The 17,091-nt window shown below is 54.6% G+C and carries 15 protein-coding genes and 1 tRNA gene; 8 read left to right on the top strand and 8 right to left on the bottom strand.

All coding sequences use genetic code 11. The features are described 5' to 3' along the window. Positions 1-65 precede the first annotated feature (65 nt). Positions 66-536: an Hsp20 family protein gene (locus Q3Y58_RS14110; protein ID WP_274220003.1), complete on the bottom strand. Its 471-nt coding sequence runs from the start codon at positions 534-536 to the stop codon at positions 66-68. Between the two features lie 305 nt (positions 537-841). Between Q3Y58_RS14110 and Q3Y58_RS14105 the strand changes: the two genes are divergently transcribed. Further along, positions 842-1,207: a hypothetical protein gene (locus tag Q3Y58_RS14105; RefSeq protein ID WP_274220004.1), complete on the top strand. Its 366-nt coding sequence runs from the start codon at positions 842-844 to the stop codon at positions 1,205-1,207. A 111-nt stretch (positions 1,208-1,318) separates the two neighbouring features. After that, positions 1,319-2,257 (top strand): alpha/beta hydrolase, encoded by a 939-nt coding sequence (locus Q3Y58_RS14100; RefSeq protein ID WP_319622673.1) that lies wholly within the window; start codon positions 1,319-1,321, stop codon positions 2,255-2,257. On the opposite strand, the gene hisN is transcribed toward Q3Y58_RS14100, so the two are convergent. Both hisN and Q3Y58_RS14090 read right to left on the bottom strand, forming a co-directional pair. After that, positions 2,258-3,061 carry a histidinol-phosphatase gene (gene hisN / locus Q3Y58_RS14095; RefSeq protein ID WP_319622672.1) on the bottom strand — a complete coding sequence of 268 codons (804 nt, stop codon included), beginning with the start codon at positions 3,059-3,061 and terminating at the stop codon, positions 2,258-2,260. Between the two features lie 303 nt (positions 3,062-3,364). Further along, positions 3,365-4,276 (bottom strand): N-formylglutamate amidohydrolase, encoded by a 912-nt coding sequence (locus Q3Y58_RS14090; protein WP_413697827.1) that lies wholly within the window; start codon positions 4,274-4,276, stop codon positions 3,365-3,367. Between the two features lie 215 nt (positions 4,277-4,491). Here Q3Y58_RS14090 and cpdR point away from each other — a divergent pair, with 215 nt between their 5' ends. From cpdR to Q3Y58_RS14070, 4 genes are all read left to right on the top strand, one after another. Beyond that, positions 4,492-4,851 carry a cell cycle two-component system response regulator CpdR gene (cpdR, locus tag Q3Y58_RS14085; protein WP_274220007.1) on the top strand — a complete coding sequence of 120 codons (360 nt, stop codon included), beginning with the start codon at positions 4,492-4,494 and terminating at the stop codon, positions 4,849-4,851. 135 nt (positions 4,852-4,986) lie between these two features. Then, positions 4,987-5,061: transfer RNA gene (locus Q3Y58_RS14080), tRNA-Val, on the top strand. A gap of 194 nt (positions 5,062-5,255) precedes the next feature. Beyond that, on the top strand, positions 5,256-5,381 hold the full coding sequence (gene ykgO, locus Q3Y58_RS14075) for a type B 50S ribosomal protein L36 (protein WP_274220008.1): 126 nt from the start codon (positions 5,256-5,258) through the stop codon (positions 5,379-5,381). Positions 5,382-5,453: 72 nt separating this feature from the next. After that, positions 5,454-6,233, top strand: a complete 780-nt coding sequence (locus Q3Y58_RS14070; RefSeq protein WP_319622670.1) for a tetratricopeptide repeat protein — start codon at positions 5,454-5,456, stop codon at positions 6,231-6,233. 187 nt (positions 6,234-6,420) lie between these two features. Here Q3Y58_RS14070 and pyk read toward each other — a convergent pair whose 3' ends face one another. Continuing rightward, complete coding sequence (gene pyk / locus Q3Y58_RS14065) at positions 6,421-7,848, bottom strand: pyruvate kinase (RefSeq protein ID WP_274220010.1); 1,428 nt, start codon at positions 7,846-7,848, stop codon at positions 6,421-6,423. Continuing rightward, on the bottom strand, positions 7,845-8,330 hold the full coding sequence (locus tag Q3Y58_RS14060) for a DUF1036 domain-containing protein (protein ID WP_413697826.1): 486 nt from the start codon (positions 8,328-8,330) through the stop codon (positions 7,845-7,847). Before Q3Y58_RS14060 ends, pyk begins: the two co-directional genes overlap by 4 nt. Positions 8,331-9,459: 1,129 nt before the next feature. On the opposite strand from Q3Y58_RS14060, the gene Q3Y58_RS14055 reads away from it, so the two are divergent. Beyond that, positions 9,460-9,717, top strand: coding sequence for a DUF2312 domain-containing protein (locus Q3Y58_RS14055; RefSeq protein WP_274220011.1), 258 nt, complete (start codon positions 9,460-9,462; stop codon positions 9,715-9,717). Between the two features lie 73 nt (positions 9,718-9,790). Here Q3Y58_RS14055 and Q3Y58_RS14050 read toward each other — a convergent pair whose 3' ends face one another. From Q3Y58_RS14050 to Q3Y58_RS14040, 3 genes are all read right to left on the bottom strand, one after another. After that, positions 9,791-11,311: a DUF882 domain-containing protein gene (locus tag Q3Y58_RS14050; protein ID WP_319622669.1), complete on the bottom strand. Its 1,521-nt coding sequence runs from the start codon at positions 11,309-11,311 to the stop codon at positions 9,791-9,793. 290 nt (positions 11,312-11,601) lie between these two features. Further along, positions 11,602-13,254: a L,D-transpeptidase family protein gene (locus tag Q3Y58_RS14045; RefSeq protein WP_319622668.1), complete on the bottom strand. Its 1,653-nt coding sequence runs from the start codon at positions 13,252-13,254 to the stop codon at positions 11,602-11,604. Between the two features lie 114 nt (positions 13,255-13,368). Beyond that, positions 13,369-14,895, bottom strand: coding sequence for a sigma-54-dependent transcriptional regulator (locus tag Q3Y58_RS14040; protein ID WP_319622667.1), 1,527 nt, complete (start codon positions 14,893-14,895; stop codon positions 13,369-13,371). 218 nt (positions 14,896-15,113) lie between these two features. On the opposite strand from Q3Y58_RS14040, the gene Q3Y58_RS14035 reads away from it, so the two are divergent. Next, a complete protein-coding gene (locus tag Q3Y58_RS14035) occupies positions 15,114-16,967 on the top strand; it encodes a M3 family oligoendopeptidase (RefSeq protein ID WP_413697825.1) in 1,854 nt (617 codons plus the stop codon). Positions 16,968-17,091: the final 124 nt, after the last annotated feature.

The following is a 17,091-nucleotide window of genomic DNA, read 5'->3' as shown; positions in this document are numbered from 1 at the left end:
AGAATACGGGGCGCTTCGGAGAGGTCTGACCAATTGGGGGAGGAAGTCAGACTTGGGAACGGTTGTTAGTGCGATGTGTTCGCAGGACTGCCTTCGATCTGCTTCACTTCATCGCGCGGAGCTGTCTTGATGTCGATCTTTCGTGGCTTCATCGCCTCTGGGAGCTCACGAACAAGGTCGATATGCAAAAGGCCGTGTTCCAAAGAAGCGCCGACTACTTTCACATACTCAGCAATTTGGAAGCGACGTTCAAAAGCGCGCGAGGCTATTCCCCGATATAGAACTTCCCGATCATCAGCTTCTGGTGCTTTTTCACCAGAGATGGTGAGTGCGTGCTCCTTTGCTTCGATGCTGAGTTCTTCCTCAGTGAAGCCCGCGACGGCCATAGTAATCCGGTAGGCGTTCTCGCCGGTGCGCTCAATGTTGTATGGGGGATAGGCTGAGCTCTGTTCACCTGTCGCTGTGTCCAGCATGGAAAACAGGCGGTCGAAGCCTACGGTGGAACGATAGAGTGGGCTCAAATCAAAATGACGCATAATCTTGTCCTCTCTCGAGCAACGGACATGGGTCGCCGCATGCGCGCACGATCCGCGTTTCATATTTGCAATCAACCCGTTATGGCGATGAGTGCGGTTTTCTGCAGGCCCGTATTGGCGCCTGTGAACTAGAGATAGTTAGGCTCAATTGGGTTTCAAGAGGGGGGCTTTGTACCTTTCAAATTCGTAATGAACGCGCCTTGCCAATAAGGTGAATGATCCATGAACAAGCGCTTCGGAACGGGTTCAGGCGGGTCTGGCTATGGTGATTCCATCATTGACCAACAAAGGATCGGAGGATCGCCATGCTTAAGACCAAAATGACCGTAGCTGCTGGTGCACTCTTGATGGGGCTGGCTTTTTCTGGCGCCTCAGCACAGGCAGGGAACTGGGTTGTCACCACGGGGAACGGCCCGGCCGGATATGCAGCGCCGCAGCACCTGATCCATCAGGTACACAAGGTGCATAACCCCTACGGATGCCGGATGAGCCGGAAGGAAGTACGCCGCAGCCTACGCCATAAAGGGTTTCGGAAAATTGAGTTCGTCCGCGATCGCGGAGACAGGTATGTGTTTTTTGCGCGTAACCACCACCGTCAAAAAGTCCGCCTTGTCGTGAGTGCCTACCATGGCGAAATTCTGCGCTACAAGGTACGCGGGCGGTGGCGCTGAAGCCCATGGATGTATGCGCCAAAGAGGGTGCATCCCTATTGATTATGGGTTGCACCTGCGCTCGTAGCGGGGCTATCACCTAAACTTCACGTGTGGTGTGGCGGGGCATTTATGCAGCTTTACTCGATTGACGGCATTGCAGTGCCGGAAGGGGCGACTTCGGGCCTTTTGAAGATGGATGATGGCATCCAGCTGCGATGGGCGAGGTGGGCACCCACCGGCAACGGCATTAAGGGAACGGTGACCCTTGTTCAGGGCCGTGCAGAGTTCATTGAGAAGTACTTTGAAACAATTGAAGAGCTGCGTTCTCGAGGTTTTTTCGTTCTAACCTACGATCTGCGCGGACAGGGCGGTTCGGATCGCCTCCTCAAGAACCGGCACAAGGGGCACGTCAGCAGCTTTCAGCGCTATGTGGACGATCTGCATGCGGTGCTCGACAACCTGGCGCTGTCTGACCTACCAGGACCGCACTATTTGCTGGCGCATTCAACCGGCGCAGCCATTGTCATGACCGCAAACCAACGTCTGCGCACGAAGATCGATCGAGCGGTGCTGTCGTCTCCATTCGTCGAGCTGCCCATGAACCCTGCGCTGCTTTCCATGGCCCGGGCGATTGCGGTCGGGTTGGTCGCGGTCGGCATGGGGGGATATTATGTTCCCGGCGGCAAGAACTGGCAGCCTGACGCCTATGAAGGCAATGTGCTTACTGCGGACCGCACCCGCTTTGAGCGCGGGCAGAAGTATTTGGCCGAGTTTCCGGATCTACAGTTGGGCTCGCCAACACTTGGCTGGTTTTGGACCGTCAGCAGAGCACTAAAAAAGTTCCAAAAACCGAATTTTGGATTGGACTTCGCGTTACCTTCTCTGGTGCTTACGGCAGGTGCAGACAAGGTTGTTTCATCCAGCGCAACAGACGCATTGTGCAGGACGGCTCCCGTGATGGGCCATATTGAAATCCGCGGCGCGAACCATGAGATCTTGATGGAACGCGACCCCTACCGTGAGCAGTTCTGGGCCGCGTTCGATGCGTTTATTCCAGGAAGCGCGTGATCATGCTTCCGGCGGGACGTCGCTAAGGCGTTTCAGAAGCTTGTCGTGGAGGCGTGGATCGCCAGAGGCCAGCACCCGGCCTCCTTCACTCGCCTTTCCGCCTGTCCAGTTGGTGACAACGCCGCCAGCACCCTCAATGATCGGGATCAGGGGCAGGATGTCGTAGATCTGAAGCCCACTCTCAATGACCGCGTCACATTGGCCCGCAGCAACCATGGCGTAGCCATAACAGTCTGTGCCGTATCGGATGAGGCGTGCTTCTTCCTCAATGGCATCAAAGTAGGGGCGCTCTGTTGTGGTGAAGAGGGCGGGTGTGGTTGTCATCATGATGGCGCTGCTGATGTCTTCGCAAGCGCGTGTGCTCAGCGTTCGACTGCCCAGTGGGCCTCGGTACCAAGAGGCCTCTCCCGTGCCCCAATAGCGCTCTGCGTTGTAGGGTTGGCTCAACATGCCGAGTGTCGGCTCGCCGTTGGTGCGCAAGCCTATGAGGGAGCCCCAGAGCGGAATTCCGGTGATGAAGGCGCGTGTGCCATCAACAGGATCCAGCACCCAGACGTTTTCCGCTGTGTCCTGAACGCGGCCATGCTCTTCGCCAATGATCCCGTGATCCGGATAATGCGCTGCAATCAGGGCGCGGATGGCTTCTTCTGCGGCCTTGTCGGCGATTGTTACCGGATCAAATCCGCCCTCAAGCTTGTTGTCGACTTCATATGCGGAGCGAAAGTGCTTCAGTGTTTCCTTGTCGGCAGCGTCGGCAAGCTGGTGCAGAAACTCTGTCAGGTCTTTTGTGTTTTGTTGGGTCATAAGGCGCACTTTGGGCTGGTGAACGTGAAGCGCAGCCTAGCGGGGTTGCCCGGCCTTAACAATCACGTTTTGTGGAAAAGCCATTGATGTGCCAAAGGTTTCACGGTAGTGGCCGGGTGCATAGCGTGCGTCTCAGCAGCGGCGAGGAACCCCGCGGAATTAGGGGTTCTCCTTAGGTTCTAATTGACTTTGCTGCGATGCAATGTTGATATTGTGCAGTGCAATCAGCTTGGTTGCGCACCGCCCTCCTTGGGCGTTTCCTCCCTAGACTTAAGGCCGCCGTTGTTGGCGGCCTTTTTTTGTCTACTCCGCAGCCAGTGGTTGGGCACCGAGTTCCCCGGCGTCGAGCCGGGTCAGTTCTCTAACGAACAAGCCAAGACTGCGACGAACCGCGGAAAAATGCGGTTTTGGGGTGAGCGTTTTTTCGTCCATGTACAGGCCTCGGTTGATCTCGATTTGCAGTGCATGAACGTTGCGGTCCGGACGGCCATAATGTTCAGTAATGAAGCCGCCTGCATAGGGTAGGTTGCGGCTGACGGAAAAGCCCATGGTTTCCAAGATTTCCGTGGCGCGCTCCGTGATCGCTGGATCACAACTGGACCCAAACCGATCTCCGAGAATGAAGTCGGTCTTCACCATGTTGCCGTTGGCATGAGTTGTTGACGGCATGGAGTGACAGTCAATGAGTATAGCGGCACCATAGAGCTGGCGCACCCGAGCAAGGGTGCTGCGTACAGCCATGTGATAGGGGCGATAGAGCGTTTCAATTCGCTCCATGCCCTCTTCCATGGGAATGCGGTGCCGATAGATTTCCTTGTTGTCGTTGACAATGCGCGCGATGGTGCCCAAGCCGCCAGCTACGCGCAGTGAGCGTGTGTTGACGTAGCTTGGAAGCTTGCCCTCGAACATCTTGGGATCGAGCTCGTAAGGCTCCCGATTCACATCAAGGTAAACCCGCGGAAAATTAGCAGCGATGAATGGCGCGCCAAGGGTGACGGCGTCCTTGTAGAGATGATCCACAAAGGCATCTTCCGAACTGCGAATTTCACGCTGGTCAAGGCGAGAAGAATTAACAAAGTCAACGCGGTAGTTGCGCCCCGAGTGGGGCGAATTGAACACAAAAGGAACCTTGGGTTCCATTGCGTTCTCAATAGTGAAAGGAGGTACGAAGGCGTGGGCGTTGCCCGTATCAGCGTAGCCCTGAACGAGGCGCATATGGTGGTCTTCGAAAATCTCTCCCAAGCCTTGAGCTCCTTACTCTATTGATTTTCTCAGCACAGACTATGTAGTGTCCACACGAGAAGTTCCAGTCGTTCTCTGAACTCAGTATTTCTTGAGTCCAGTAAAATGTTATAGGAATTGGAAGTATGTGCCGCCAATCCAGTGATTGGTAGGCCTAAAAAGGTCTTGGAGCGAAACGGTTGACACCCATGTCACGAATCCTGCTTGCAGAAGATGATAATGATATGCGCCGATTTTTGGCCAAAGCGTTGGAAAAGGCTGGCCACGACGTTGTCTCCTTCGATAACGGCATGAGTGCATATGAGCGGATTCGGGAAGAACCGTTCGCGTTGTTGGTGACGGACATCGTGATGCCCGAGATGGACGGCATTGAGCTGGCGCGCAAGGCAACACAGCTGGATCCGGACCTGAAGGTCATGTTCATCACCGGATTTGCCGCTGTCGCGCTCAACCCCGATTCAAAGGCGCCTAAGGATGCAAAGGTGCTGTCAAAACCCTTCCATCTCCGTGATTTGGTTCAGGAAGTGGAGCGTATGCTGGCGGCCTGAATTTTCCCCACCCGTGTGGAAATGAAGCCAGAAATTGAAATTAGACCTTGCGTGGTCCCGAGATTCCTCTTATACGCCTTTCCACCGCAGCGGTGACGCTGTTGGGCAGGCCTCCAAGAGGTCTTGAAGAGTTTAGGGCGTGTAGCTCAGCGGGAGAGCACTACGTTGACATCGTAGGGGTCACAAGTTCGATCCTTGTCACGCCCACCATTCTTCGCCAGAGTTGATTTCTCAATTCTAGCGGACTTGCCCTAAAAGTTCATACCTGCGCAGCTCAAGAGATTGAGATTTGGCGCGGATGACTGTAAGGGGTTTCACCGAAGGCGTTCTTACGTCTTTTTTCGTTGGCGGATCGTGCTAGGTCAGGATCCCGAAAAGGCAATATCCCGACCGGGGACAGGACAATGAAGATTAAGAATTCTCTTAAGGCACTCGCAGGCCGTCATCGTGATAACCGTATGGTTCGCCGTCGCGGTCGCGTTTACATCATCAACAAGAAGAACCCTCGCTTTAAAGCACGTCAGGGTTAAGGGTTTCGGGCTATATGCCCGGTGCCAATTCTAAGAGTTGATCGCCGCATTTCGGAAGTGTAGTCTTCTGGAATGCGGCTTTTTGCGTATTCAGGTTGCTGCCTTGCAGCCCTGATCTCAGTTTCAAGTCTGACCGTGGCCACAGCTGGTGAATGTGCCTTCCAGCAGTCCTTCGCCGATTCTCTGGCGCAGTCTCAACCTGCCTCCTTCGCTTCAAAACATTTTTTTGTTCCCGTTCAGCTGACCGACCCAAACTTGGATCCGCCCTCCATGGACGATCTGGAGAGTTTTCCCGAGGCCGATGAGTTGCCGGACGGCGATGCATATGGCGGCAGTCAGTCCGGGTCGGAGGATGAAGCCTCACGTGCCCATGGCGGTGCGCTGGACAAGTTGTTTGTGGAGCTTGGCCAGGCGACCGATGTGGATGAGGCGCGTGTGTTGTCAGCGCGCATTCAGCAGCTGATGCTGCTTTCCGGTAGCCATACGGTGGACCTTCTCATGCACCGTGCCTCCCAGGCGATGCGGTTGGAGCAGTATGGGTTAGCGCTTGATCTGCTGGATGCTGTTGTTCGACTGCGCCCTGCCTATGCAGAGGGCTGGAACCGAAGGGCGACCGTGCATTACCTGCGTGAAGACTTCGGCCAGTCGCTGTCTGACATCGAACAGGTGCTCCGGCTGGAGCCTCGCCACTTCCCCGCTTTGACCGGTCTGGGGATGATCTTGCGCAGGATGGAGCAAGACAAGAAGGCGCTGGAAGTCTATGAGCATGTTCTTTCCATCAATCCTATGCTGGAAAGCGCTCAGGAGGCCGTCAGGGAGCTGAAACTGGAAATGGAAGCCGACGAGATCTGAAGATCTCAATGTGCTCTCCAGCGGCGCCTCTGGCGTTCCGTTGTGTTCTGCGGCATTTGTTGTTTGGTGTCGCGTCCAATGAAGACTGTAATCTCACCTCAAAACTCGTGAGTGAAAACCAAAAGGCCCACAGCAGAACTGCGGGCCTTTCGTCGATCTAAACCGATTAAAATTCAGATCAAAAATATTATTTCTCGTCGCCTACGAAAGCGATGCGCAGCATATTGGTGGAACCTGGGGTGCCGAATGGAACACCTGCGGAAACGATAATACGCTGACCTTCAACTGCGACGCCTTCCTGGCGAGCGAGCTGACATGCGCGGTCGATCATGGTTTCTTCGTTGCTTGCATCTTCGTTGGCCACGCAGTGCAGGCCCCAACCGATGGTCAGGCGACGTACAATACGCTTGTCCGGAGAGAAGGCAATGATTGGCTTTTCTGGACGCTCACGAGAAGCGCGCAGTGCGGTTCCGCCGGAAGCCGTGTAGCAAACGATTGCAGCGAGATCGAGCGTTTCAGCCACTTGGCTTGCTGCAGCTGTGATTGCGTCAGCGCCGGTTGCTTCTGGCTCGGTGCGCTGTGCGTGGATGATGCCACGGTACAGGCTGTCCTGCTCAACTTCTTCTGCGATGCGGTTCATGGTGGAAACTGCTTCAACCGGGAAGTCTCCGGCTGCAGATTCTGCAGAAAGCATCACGGCGTCAGCGCCTTCGAACACAGCAGTTGCAACGTCGGACACTTCTGCGCGCGTTGGAACTGGTGCGGTGATCATGCTTTCCAGCATCTGGGTTGCCACAACAACTGGCTTGCCAGCGCGGCGACATGCGCGGATCATGCGCTTCTGCAGGCCAGGAACCTGTTCCAGAGGCATTTCTACACCAAGGTCACCACGGGCGATCATGATTGCGTCAGACAGCTCGATGATTTCATCGAGGCGCTCGATAGCCTGTGGCTTCTCGATTTTCGCCAGAACACCAACCTTGCCCTTTGCAACGCTGTGTACTTCCGCCAGATCTTCTGGACGCTGTACGAAGGACAGTGCAACCCAGTCAACATCGGTATCGAGTGCTGCAACAAGGTCCTTACGGTCCTTTTCGGTGAGCGCACCAACAGGGATTTCAGTGTCAGGAACGCTGACGCCCTTACGGTTGGAGAGCTTGCCGCCAACTTCAACTGTGGTTTCACAGCGGTCAGATGCTGCCTTGGTAACGCGCAGGCGGATCTTGCCGTCGTCGAGCAGCAGGCGGTGGCCAACTTCAAGGCTTCCGAGAATTTCCGGGTGAGGCAGATGAACGCGGGTTACATCGCCTGGAGTTGGATCGTCGTCAAGAACGAAGGATGCACCGTTTTCCAGCATTACCTTCTGATCACCTTCAAAGGTGCCGACGCGGAGTTTTGGACCTTGAAGGTCTGCAAGGATGCCGATTGGGCGACCGACTTCCTGTTCCACTTCACGGATCCGCCCAACCAGATTGTTGAGGATCTCATGACTGGAGTGGCTCATGTTGATGCGGAACACGTCCGCGCCAGCCTGCCAAAGCTTTTTGATCGTCTCTTTGTCTGAAGAGGACGGGCCGAGAGTTGCGAGGATTTTCACCCGTCTATTGCGCTTCATCGTCCACCTGTTCCTTGCTCTGTCGGTTCAGTCAGCTGGACCGTCCAGCTGCTCTGTTCGCCTGTGTCTATTTCAAAGAAGCCTGCGCGTTCGTAGCCACGAGCTACGCAGTCTTCGATCCCACGAATGGTGAATTCTTTTTGGCGTACACACATGAATGCCTGTCCGCCCCATTCGCCGATCTTATCGTTTTCTGCAGCGTAAATGTAATAGTATCGTGACTGTAGATCACCCGGAACGAGGGTCTCGCAGCTGTTTTTGGAGAGGTTCCACCAGCCTTCAGTCACCCACTCCGAGCTGTCACGGTACCCGATTGCTATGCTTACGGTGTCGTCGGTCTTGTTACATAACCGAAGATCAGCAAATGCTGGCGGCGCGAAAACGAAGAGGATCGCCCCCAGTAGGACAGCCTTGAGTTCGAATGCTCCGACAAACATGCTCAGTGCAAGGCCGGATAAACGTTTGGTTTTAGACAGTCTCATAACAATCTTTACAGCTACAATCGGCAGTTTAATGCTTATTGTTGAGCGCCTTGTCAATGTGACCACGCTGGGTCACGCCCCATAAACAAGACGGTAGACACAGGTCCTTGAGCAGCTAGATCTTCGCAAGAACCATAAGAGCGTTTTGGCCACACAAAAGAGGCATGAAAATGTCTTTTCATTCGCCCGGTTCAAGCGACTATTTTTTAAGCAAGGACATACAATTTACAGTCGAAATTTCGTTAAATTCGCGGCGGTGGCATTTGCACCGAACCGCAGGAAAACGAGGTCTCGACTGCTTATTTATGCTGTGGGAGAGGGTCCCTGATCAAGATAAAAAAACCAGACCAAATTGGGGTATTGGTCTAAAAAGCCGCTGTCATATATGATGACTGTGAGGTTTTACAGTGCTCTAGTGGCGAGCCGTCAAAGAAGTTCATCTCCAAAGCAATTAGTTTAAACAGTGTTTAATGTGTATTCGCGCTCTTTCTTTGACATGTGGCGGCAGTGAGATGTCAATGATTTTCCAGTTAATGCGCCGACCAGTCACCTGCAATTTTTGAGTGGGGGAAAACAATGTTGGTTTCGGGGCAGTTTACGTCAACGTTGCTTGCGTTGGCGGTGAAATGTGGCAGCAGCATCTTTCGAAATATGGCGGCGAACCATTGTGTGCGTTTGAATACTTAACGCGCGAATTTGTCACGGGAAATTTCGTTTTGGCGTGAAATCGGCCTGTTCTTCGGCTGTAAACGCCAGAAAAGGTTTAGTTGTGCGACTCACTTCCGCTGAGGCTGTTAGAGGCGTTTTGAAGGCTGGGGTTGCCAGCCGAAACCGTCGGTCTCCGTAATGCTGTCGTGACGGTTGGCTGCTACGCCTTTGCAATGCCAGAGGGCTTGGGGGGCGCTGTTATGGACAAGAGGCCGTAGGGCGAGTCTTTTGCCACACAGCTATAAGGAAAGAGTTAGGCGGGACCGATGCTTTTGTTTTGTGCCTGAAGCCGTTGGCGCAATGAAGTTGGGACAACCTGTGTACCTCGGGTATGAAGGTCAGAGCGTTGTTGACCCTATGGCTTAGTTCTGGCAGCTACGGGGCACACTATTTTTCAGCGACCAACATTGGGGATTCTTGCATGGTTGACACTGGCGGTGTTGCTGCAGACCAGCTGCGTGCCTTTATCGAGCGCGTCGAGCGACTTGAGGAAGAAAAGAAGGTTATCGCAGACGACATCAAGGACGTTTATGCGGAAGCAAAGGGCAATGGCTTTGATGTGAAGGTCATGCGCAAAATTGTTTCCCTGCGGAAGCGTAAGCCACACGAGCGCGAAGAAGAAGAAGCCATCATGGATCTCTACCTCCACGCTCTGGGAATGGCGGGGCCGGCTGACTAAGGTCGCGCTCGATGGACGAAGATACAAAAAACGGCCCCGCGGGGCCGTTTTTTTTGACTAATTTTACGGCAACTCAGTTCGCAGAGGCTCTCTTGAGGAACTTCACGGCCTGGCCGGCGAACTGCGCATTGACCTGCGCTGCAGGGCGCTTTGCAAAGTCGTTGGCGACGATTGAGTTCACTGGTGCGATCAGGCCATCCAGATGCATCTGATTGGGATGATAGAGATAAGCCAGCTGCCAATTGCGGGCTGTTTCATCCTGTCCGAGCATAACAGCCTTTGAAGGGGCTGGGCGATCAATGAACTTTGCCAGAGGGTCCTTCATGTGGCCGGAAACGGAGGCTGTTGTTTGCGGCGCTGTCGAGGCGGGTGGCAATAGCGCATTGAGAGAGGACATTGGCAGCGCGCCGTTAGGAGCTGCGTCATTAGTTGGCGCATAGGCCGCAAGCTGGATGTTGTTCGGCTTGGAGGCTGGGGTGTCCCCAGCAAGGGCCGCAATCGCATCTACAGCATCACGCGGTGTTCGCGGAAGGGGGACGGCCACCTGAGGCTCGGCGCTTGCCACCTGAATGGCTTGAATTGGCTTGCCGCGCGGCTGAATGGTGATCGGTGCAGCTTCAGCGAGTCCTGTCGTCGCTTCAGCGGGAATTTCTGTCTCCGGCTTGGCGTGAGGCAGGGCAGAGGCGAGGGCGAACTCTTCAGCTGTCGGCTCTGGCTTAGCGGGTGCCGGTGCCTCGGCCACAGCAGGTGCTGCTGCAACAACAGTCTTGGGCGCGGGAACAGCAGTTACAGGATCAGGCCGAGCACTCGCCACGGCGCGTGTGGGATTGTTGCTCCGAGTGCTTGGTGTAGCGCCTTCGTCTTCGTCGTTATCTGTAAACAGGCGAGCGAAGAAGTTGCCACCCCCACTGCTGCGTTCGCTGCTTGAAGAGCGCGAGCTTGCAACGGCGGTGCGGCTGCCACCGCTGTCACGGCGTTTGATTTCTGCCAGAGCGACCTGATACCCCTTCATGGGCTTGCCGTCGCTTGGGACGTGAATGGTCTTGCCATCCGGGAATACCTTGGCCAGTTCGCGGCGCGACATGCGCGGCCAGTGACGGACGGACCCGGTATCCATGTGAACGAATGGGGTGTTGGAGCGAGGATAGTACCCGACGCCACCTACATGCTGGCGCAGCCCGAGGGCGCGCAACTTAGCCGGGCTGACTCCGGGGATGAAGAAATCCATGGCATGCCCCTTGGTGTGCTGGCTGTTTTTAGCCACGCCACGGGAGCGGCTGCGGAGCATGTTGTTTGTCTTCAACGAGCGATAGGCGGAGACAACGTGAATGTACTCATTGGTGCGCGCCTTGCGATAGACCTCCCAAACCAGATCGAACAGCTCGGGATCCATGTTGGTTGGTTCGTTGCGGCGCCAGTCACGCAGAAAGTGGTTCAGCTGCTTCAAACCGGACTGCACGTAGCGCCCGTTTCTTTTGAAGGTGATTTCCGCGCGTTCTTTGGTGTGGGTATTGTAGAGCTTCAGACTGCGAGTTTCCGCGCTGGCATCGGATGCAGTGGCTGCAACGAGCGCGCAAAATGCCAGGGCCGTCAAAAAAGCTTGGCACCCCAGTTTCGCAATAAAACCCCTAGACCCGAATGCAGATCGGTTACGCAAATCAAACTCGCTTTCTTGCGTTTGAATAAATGAACAATTAGCCCCAACTGTTCATTTAAAGGCAGACAGGTTAATGAGCATTTACCCTGTTTGCCTTCAGATTTGAGTAGTGTCCGGTGCGCAACATTCCAAGAAAAAACGGCCTAATTGCAGCGGGCCGTGGATATTTATTACATATACCCTAGCGTAAACGTTGAGTCGTGTCTGTGGGCTTCTGTGGATAAAGTTTATTGAGAAAGCCCAAGTGCCTCAATTGTCTTGTCGTTATGACCATAAACATCCGGCCGCCTCTGTAGGTTGCCGTTCTCATCCACAAATGCCGTAAAGTAGGTGATGTGGATTGGGATGGTCTTTTCCAGGTTTACCTGCTTCTGTTTCCCGCCCAACATGCTTCTGATCTTGTGACCTGTCAGCGAAGGTTGTTGTGCCATCAGCGCGTCTGCGAACTCAAACGGGTTCTGAACCCGTACGCAGCCATGGGAGAAGGCGCGGGCGGAGCGGCGGAACAAGGATTTCGACGGCGTATCGTGCAAGTAAACGTTATGTCGGTTGGGGAACATGAACTTGATGTCTCCCAGAGCATTACCGGTGCCTGGGCGCTGCCGGATACGCAGTTGCTTGAAGGTCACGCCATCCCAGTTAACACGGCTTGGGTCCACCACCTTGCCGCGGGACAGAATCTCGTAGTTGCCCCTCATGAGGTAGGCCTGCGGGTTGCGGCGCAGTTCCGGCAAGATCTCCTTGGACGCGATGGAATACGGCACATTCCAATAGGGATTTACAATCACGTGGTTCATGACGTCCGAGAAGATCGGCGTCATATGCTTTTTCTTGCCGACCACCACACGGGTTTCATGCAGGGTGTGTTGGTCCCGTTGCAGACGAACCATGAACTCCGGGATGTTGACCATGAGATGGGTTTCACCCAAATCGCGGGGCAGCCAGCGCCAGCGTTCCATGTTGGCAATGACATCATGAATTGGGTTGCCTGAAACGGTTGCATTTATTGCCAGCAATGTTCGCGGGCCTACAACGCCATCATCATTCAAGCCGTTCTCGCGCTGAAAGGTTTTGACGGCTTCTTTCAGCTCTGAGGTAAAGCGTTCCTCGTCCTCAGGCAACAGGGCCGACACCTCCAGCCGTTGGCGCAACAAGGACACACGTTCCCCAGTTGAACCGAGCTTGAGCAGCTTGCCTTCCGGCACAACGACCACCTCGCGTTCTTCATGCTGCTGCGCACGCAGGAGCTTGAGTTGCCGCTTTAGCGCTTGATAGCCCGCATGGGGTGGGTTGAACGCTGCCATCACCTGGGCTGGCAAAGTGGTGCGATGGATGTTCTCCAATGCCATCACGGGATCAGGGCGAGGGGGCTCTACGCTGATGGATTTCGAGATGTTGCCTGGAACAACGCGGCCTGACTGAGCATCTTCTGCATAGGTCAACACTGATTGTGTCAGAGTGAAGTCTGCACGGGCAATTTGCTCAGCGGTGGCGAGCCGGTCTTGATTGAAAGTTTCGAGCGGGGTGGGATAGTTGGCCGGGTCGAGACCATCCTCATCTGCCCGTTGCAAGAACGCGATGATTTCTCTGGCGTCTTGCGTCAGTTCTCCGTTGCGGATCCAGGCGGCCTGAAAGCCCCGGCGTTCGTAGAACAGTTCGGCAGCGGCACGATCCCTTTTCTGGCGGAAATTCAGATGGGCAGTGTTCTCGTGGAATGCATGTCTGATCGCCTTTTGAACGGGGCTTTGCATGATGACCACATGCGTGCTGTCCTGAGGCCAGACATGATCAGCGATTGCTGCAACCGCCTGTGTGGTTGCGCTGCTCAACGCAATGGTGGTGCCCAGCACCAACGCCCGAACTACTGCTGTACGCTGCATTTACTGTCCCGCTTTTCAGCAACTCACCTGTCAATGTTGCCCCACATTGACAGGCCAAACTTTTCTGGAAATTACCAGTTGAAACCCTTTTTTAATCTATCGTTAGGGTAGTTTTCAAGCCGCACTCTTGTCATCAAGGCCGTATTCCTTGAGTTTCCGGTAGAGAGTTGAGCGCCCAATGCCCAATCTCTTGGCCACTTCCGTCATGCGGCCGCCGTAGTGGCTGATGGCAAGGCGGATGAGCTCAAGCTCGGCATCTTCAAGCGTACGTACATGACCATGGTCATCAATTGAGCGCATGAAACCGAACGGCGCGGTTGAGCTGTCAAATGCGCTGCGGGCTTCGGTGCGGATGAACTCTTGATCCTGCAGATCTTCCTGGCTCACGGTACCGCTACGGCCCATCTCGTGGCCGCCGATGAGTGTCTGTCGGTCTGCTTCCGGTTTTGGCGGTGCGGTGACCTGCACGATTTGCGGGAAGTCTTCGCAGGTCAGCAAAGAGCCATCGCACAGAACTACTGCACGATAAACGGCGTTTTCCAGCTGGCGGATGTTGCCGGGCCAGTCATAGCTTTGCAGCATCTGAACCGCCCTTGGTTCAATGCCGGTGACATGCGGCTTGCTTTCTTCCGCAGCAAAGCGGGCGACAAAGTAGCGAACAAGGCTTGGAATATCTTCCAAACGGTCGCGTAGCGGCGGGATCCAGATAGGGAAGACGTTGAGACGATAATACAAGTCTTCACGGAACTTGCCTTCCTTCACCTGATCCAGCAGGCGTCGGTTGGTGGCAGAGATCAGGCGGAAATCCACCTTGATCGGTTTGCGAGAGCCAACGGGATCGACTTCGCCTTCCTGCAGGGCGCGAAGCAGCTTGACCTGAACATCGAGGGGAAGCTCACCGACTTCATCGAGGAACAGCGTGCCGCCACTTGCTTCCTGAAATTTGCCGATGTGGCGATCAACCGCGCCTGTAAATGCCCCTTTTTCGTGGCCGAAGAGAATAGACTCAACCAGGTGATCGGGGATGGCACCGCAGTTCACGGTGATGAATGGTTTTGACTTGCGGTCGCTGGTGCCTTGGATGGCGCGTGCGATCAATTCCTTACCAACACCGGATTCCCCTTCAATAAGGATAGGGATGGTGGAGGATGCCGCTTTCTCCCCTAGCCGCAGAACGCGGTCCATGGTTTCAGAGCGGGTCACGATATTGTTGAAGGTCAGTGTGCCAGTGGTCTGGCTATGAATACGGGTGAGCTCATCCTCTAGTGCAGACACCTTCAGCATGTTGCGAATGGAGACTTCCAGTCGCTCTGGGCTTACAGGCTTCACGACGAAGTCCTGCGCTCCTGCACGCATGGCTTTGATAACCGTGTCGATGCCGCCATGGGCCGTTTGCACGATTACGGGTATCTTGCTTTTGGCTTCACGCAGCTCGGTGAGCACAGTGATGCCGTCCACCTCCGGCATGACCAGGTCCAGAATGACAAGATCAAACTCGGTCGCCTTGGCCCCTTTGAGCAAGGCAAGTGCCTTAGCGCCATCGGAAGCCGTTTGGGACTTGTAGCCGAACCGCTTTACAGCTTCTTCCAAAAGTCTGCGTTGGACTGGATCATCATCGACAATCAGAATTCGGCCACTCATACTCACCCACCTGTGTACTCAGTAGTTTTGCACTTTTGCTGTGCCATTGCGGGTCATCTTGCGGCGAGTTTAGTAAATAAATTGCACTCGATAGCTAGGGGATGCCTCAAAAGATGGCGTTGCAACCTCAGGAAATGAGGTCATATTTAAGAAACTCTTGCCGCGATCTCATAAGCTCGGCACTTCATGGTTAATCAAGAACCTAAAACGGACATCTAATGCCTTACCTGACCGCCTCGAAATTCCAAATGGTTTCAAACGCTTCCTCTGCTGAAGGGGGTGCTGCAACCGACCTTGGAAACCTTCCTCGTTGGGATCTGACAGCCCTCTATCCCAGCATGGAGGATGAGAGCGTTCAGAAGGACCTGGCTCGGTGTCAGGCGGAAAGCGAGGCCTTCGAAGCGGCCTACAAGGGTAAACTTGCTGAGATTGCCAAGCGGTCCGGTGCGGAACTGGCAGCAGTCGTCAAGGAGTACGAGGCACTTGAAGACCTCATGGGGCGCGTCGCTTCGTTCGCGGGGCTTTGCTACACGGAGAACACCACGGATCCCAAGCGCCAAAAGTTTTATGGCGATGTGCAGGAAAAACTCACGGCCGCCAGTGTGCATCTGCTGTTCTTTGGGCTGGAGTTAAACCGCATCGATGACGCCGTATTGGATGCCGCCGCTCAGGACCACACACTTGCCTACTACAAACCGTGGTTGGACGACATCCGGAAGGAGCGTCCGCACCAGCTGGACGACAAGATCGAGCAGTTGTTCCATGAAAAGCATGTATCTGGCGCGGCGGCGTGGAACCGGTTGTTTGATGAGACGATTTCTTCCTCCCGTTATGAAGTTGACGGGCAGGAGCTTTCCATTGAGCCAACCCTGAACCTTCTTCAGGATGCCGATCCTGAAAAGCGTAAAGCCGCAGCGCAGGCTCTTTCCAAGACCTTTGCCAAGAACCTCAGCACCTTCACGCTGATCACAAACACGTTGGCCAAGGACAAGGAAACCTATGACCGCTGGCACAAGTTTGAAGATGTAGCCGACAGTCGCCACCTTGCTAACCGGGTAGAGCGCGATGTTGTTGATGCGTTGGTGAAGGCTGTGCGGGAGGCCTATCCGCGGCTCTCCCATCGCTATTACGCTATGAAAGCCAAGTGGCTGGGCGTTGAAAAGATGAATTTCTGGGATCGCAACGCGCCACTGCCCAAAGCTGACAACCGACTGATCCCATGGGACGAAGCACAGCATACCGTATTGACGGCATACTCCAAGTTTTCGCCCGAGCTATCCGCGATTGCCAAGCAATTCTTCGACAATAACTGGATTGATGCGCCTTCTGTGTCAGGTAAAGCGCCGGGTGCCTTTGCCCATCCAACGGTGCCAAGCGCGCACCCCTATGTGTTGTTGAACTATCAGGGCAAGGTGCGTGATGTCATGACGCTGGCCCACGAACTGGGACATGGTGTGCATCAGGTGCTTGCTGGTCCTAACGGAGCGCTAATGGCACCTACGCCATTGACACTGGCGGAAACCGCCAGCGTCTTTGGCGAGATGCTGACCTTCCGTGATCTGCTTGATGGTGCAGAAAGTGCTGAGAAGAAACGCATCATGATCGCTTCTAAAGTGGAGGACATGATCAACACCGTGGTGCGTCAGATCGCGTTCTATTCTTTTGAGCGAAAGGTTCATGAAGAACGCCGTCAAGGCGAGCTGACCTCCGAGCGCCTTGGTGAGATCTGGATGGAAGTTCAGGTTGAAAGCCTTGGGCCCGCCATTGATCTTGAAGGCGGCTACGAGAACTACTGGACCTACATCCCGCATTTCATCCACTCGCCGTTTTATGTTTATGCCTATGCCTTTGGCGACTGCCTCGTGAACTCGCTTTATGCAGTCTACGAGGAGGCTGAGGAAGGCTTCCAAGAGAAGTATTTCAATCTTCTCAAGGCGGGTGGCACAAAGCACCACAGTGAACTGCTGGCACCTTTTGGGCTTGATGCCACAGACCCGACCTTCTGGCAGAAGGGTCTCAGTGTCATTGAGCGCCTCATCGATGAACTGGAAGAGATGGATCAGGCGAGCTGATCAAACGCTCGTAAATTTCTTTATTGTTAGCCAAGGCTCCGCATATGCAAAAGTGCGGAGCCTTTTTGTTGCAACTTGGCCCTTGATAATTTATACGTTGTATAAATTATCAAGGGAGCCCCGA

The sequence above is a fragment of the Nesiotobacter zosterae genome, from assembly GCF_033843645.1.
In the GTDB taxonomy this organism is placed as follows: Bacteria; Pseudomonadota; Alphaproteobacteria; order Rhizobiales; family Stappiaceae; genus Pseudovibrio; species Pseudovibrio zosterae.
The sequence above is the reverse complement of the archived record's forward strand: the minus strand, read 5'-3'. Positions and strand labels throughout refer to the sequence as shown.

Excerpts from the sequence above, each read along its gene's own strand:
- Q3Y58_RS14090 (WP_413697827.1), bottom strand. The coding sequence starts at position 4,276 with ATGCGCCTCGTTCAGGGCTACGCTGATACGGGCAACGCCCACGCCTTC.
- Q3Y58_RS14060 (WP_413697826.1), bottom strand. The coding sequence starts at position 8,330 with ATGAGACTGTCTAAAACCAAACGTTTATCCGGCCTTGCACTGAGCATG.
- Q3Y58_RS14070 (WP_319622670.1), top strand. The coding sequence starts at position 5,454 with ATGCGGCTTTTTGCGTATTCAGGTTGCTGCCTTGCAGCCCTGATCTCA.
- pyk (WP_274220010.1), bottom strand. The coding sequence starts at position 7,848 with ATGAAGCGCAATAGACGGGTGAAAATCCTCGCAACTCTCGGCCCGTCC.
- Q3Y58_RS14105 (WP_274220004.1), top strand. The coding sequence starts at position 842 with ATGCTTAAGACCAAAATGACCGTAGCTGCTGGTGCACTCTTGATGGGG.
- hisN (WP_319622672.1), bottom strand. The coding sequence starts at position 3,061 with ATGACCCAACAAAACACAAAAGACCTGACAGAGTTTCTGCACCAGCTT.
- Q3Y58_RS14045 (WP_319622668.1), bottom strand. The coding sequence starts at position 13,254 with ATGCAGCGTACAGCAGTAGTTCGGGCGTTGGTGCTGGGCACCACCATT.
- Q3Y58_RS14040 (WP_319622667.1), bottom strand. The coding sequence starts at position 14,895 with ATGAGTGGCCGAATTCTGATTGTCGATGATGATCCAGTCCAACGCAGA.
- Q3Y58_RS14100 (WP_319622673.1), top strand. The coding sequence starts at position 1,319 with ATGCAGCTTTACTCGATTGACGGCATTGCAGTGCCGGAAGGGGCGACT.
- Q3Y58_RS14035 (WP_413697825.1), top strand. The coding sequence starts at position 15,114 with ATGCCTTACCTGACCGCCTCGAAATTCCAAATGGTTTCAAACGCTTCC.
- cpdR (WP_274220007.1), top strand. The coding sequence starts at position 4,492 with ATGTCACGAATCCTGCTTGCAGAAGATGATAATGATATGCGCCGATTT.
- Q3Y58_RS14055 (WP_274220011.1), top strand. The coding sequence starts at position 9,460 with ATGGTTGACACTGGCGGTGTTGCTGCAGACCAGCTGCGTGCCTTTATC.
- ykgO (WP_274220008.1), top strand. The coding sequence starts at position 5,256 with ATGAAGATTAAGAATTCTCTTAAGGCACTCGCAGGCCGTCATCGTGAT.
- Q3Y58_RS14110 (WP_274220003.1), bottom strand. The coding sequence starts at position 536 with ATGCGTCATTTTGATTTGAGCCCACTCTATCGTTCCACCGTAGGCTTC.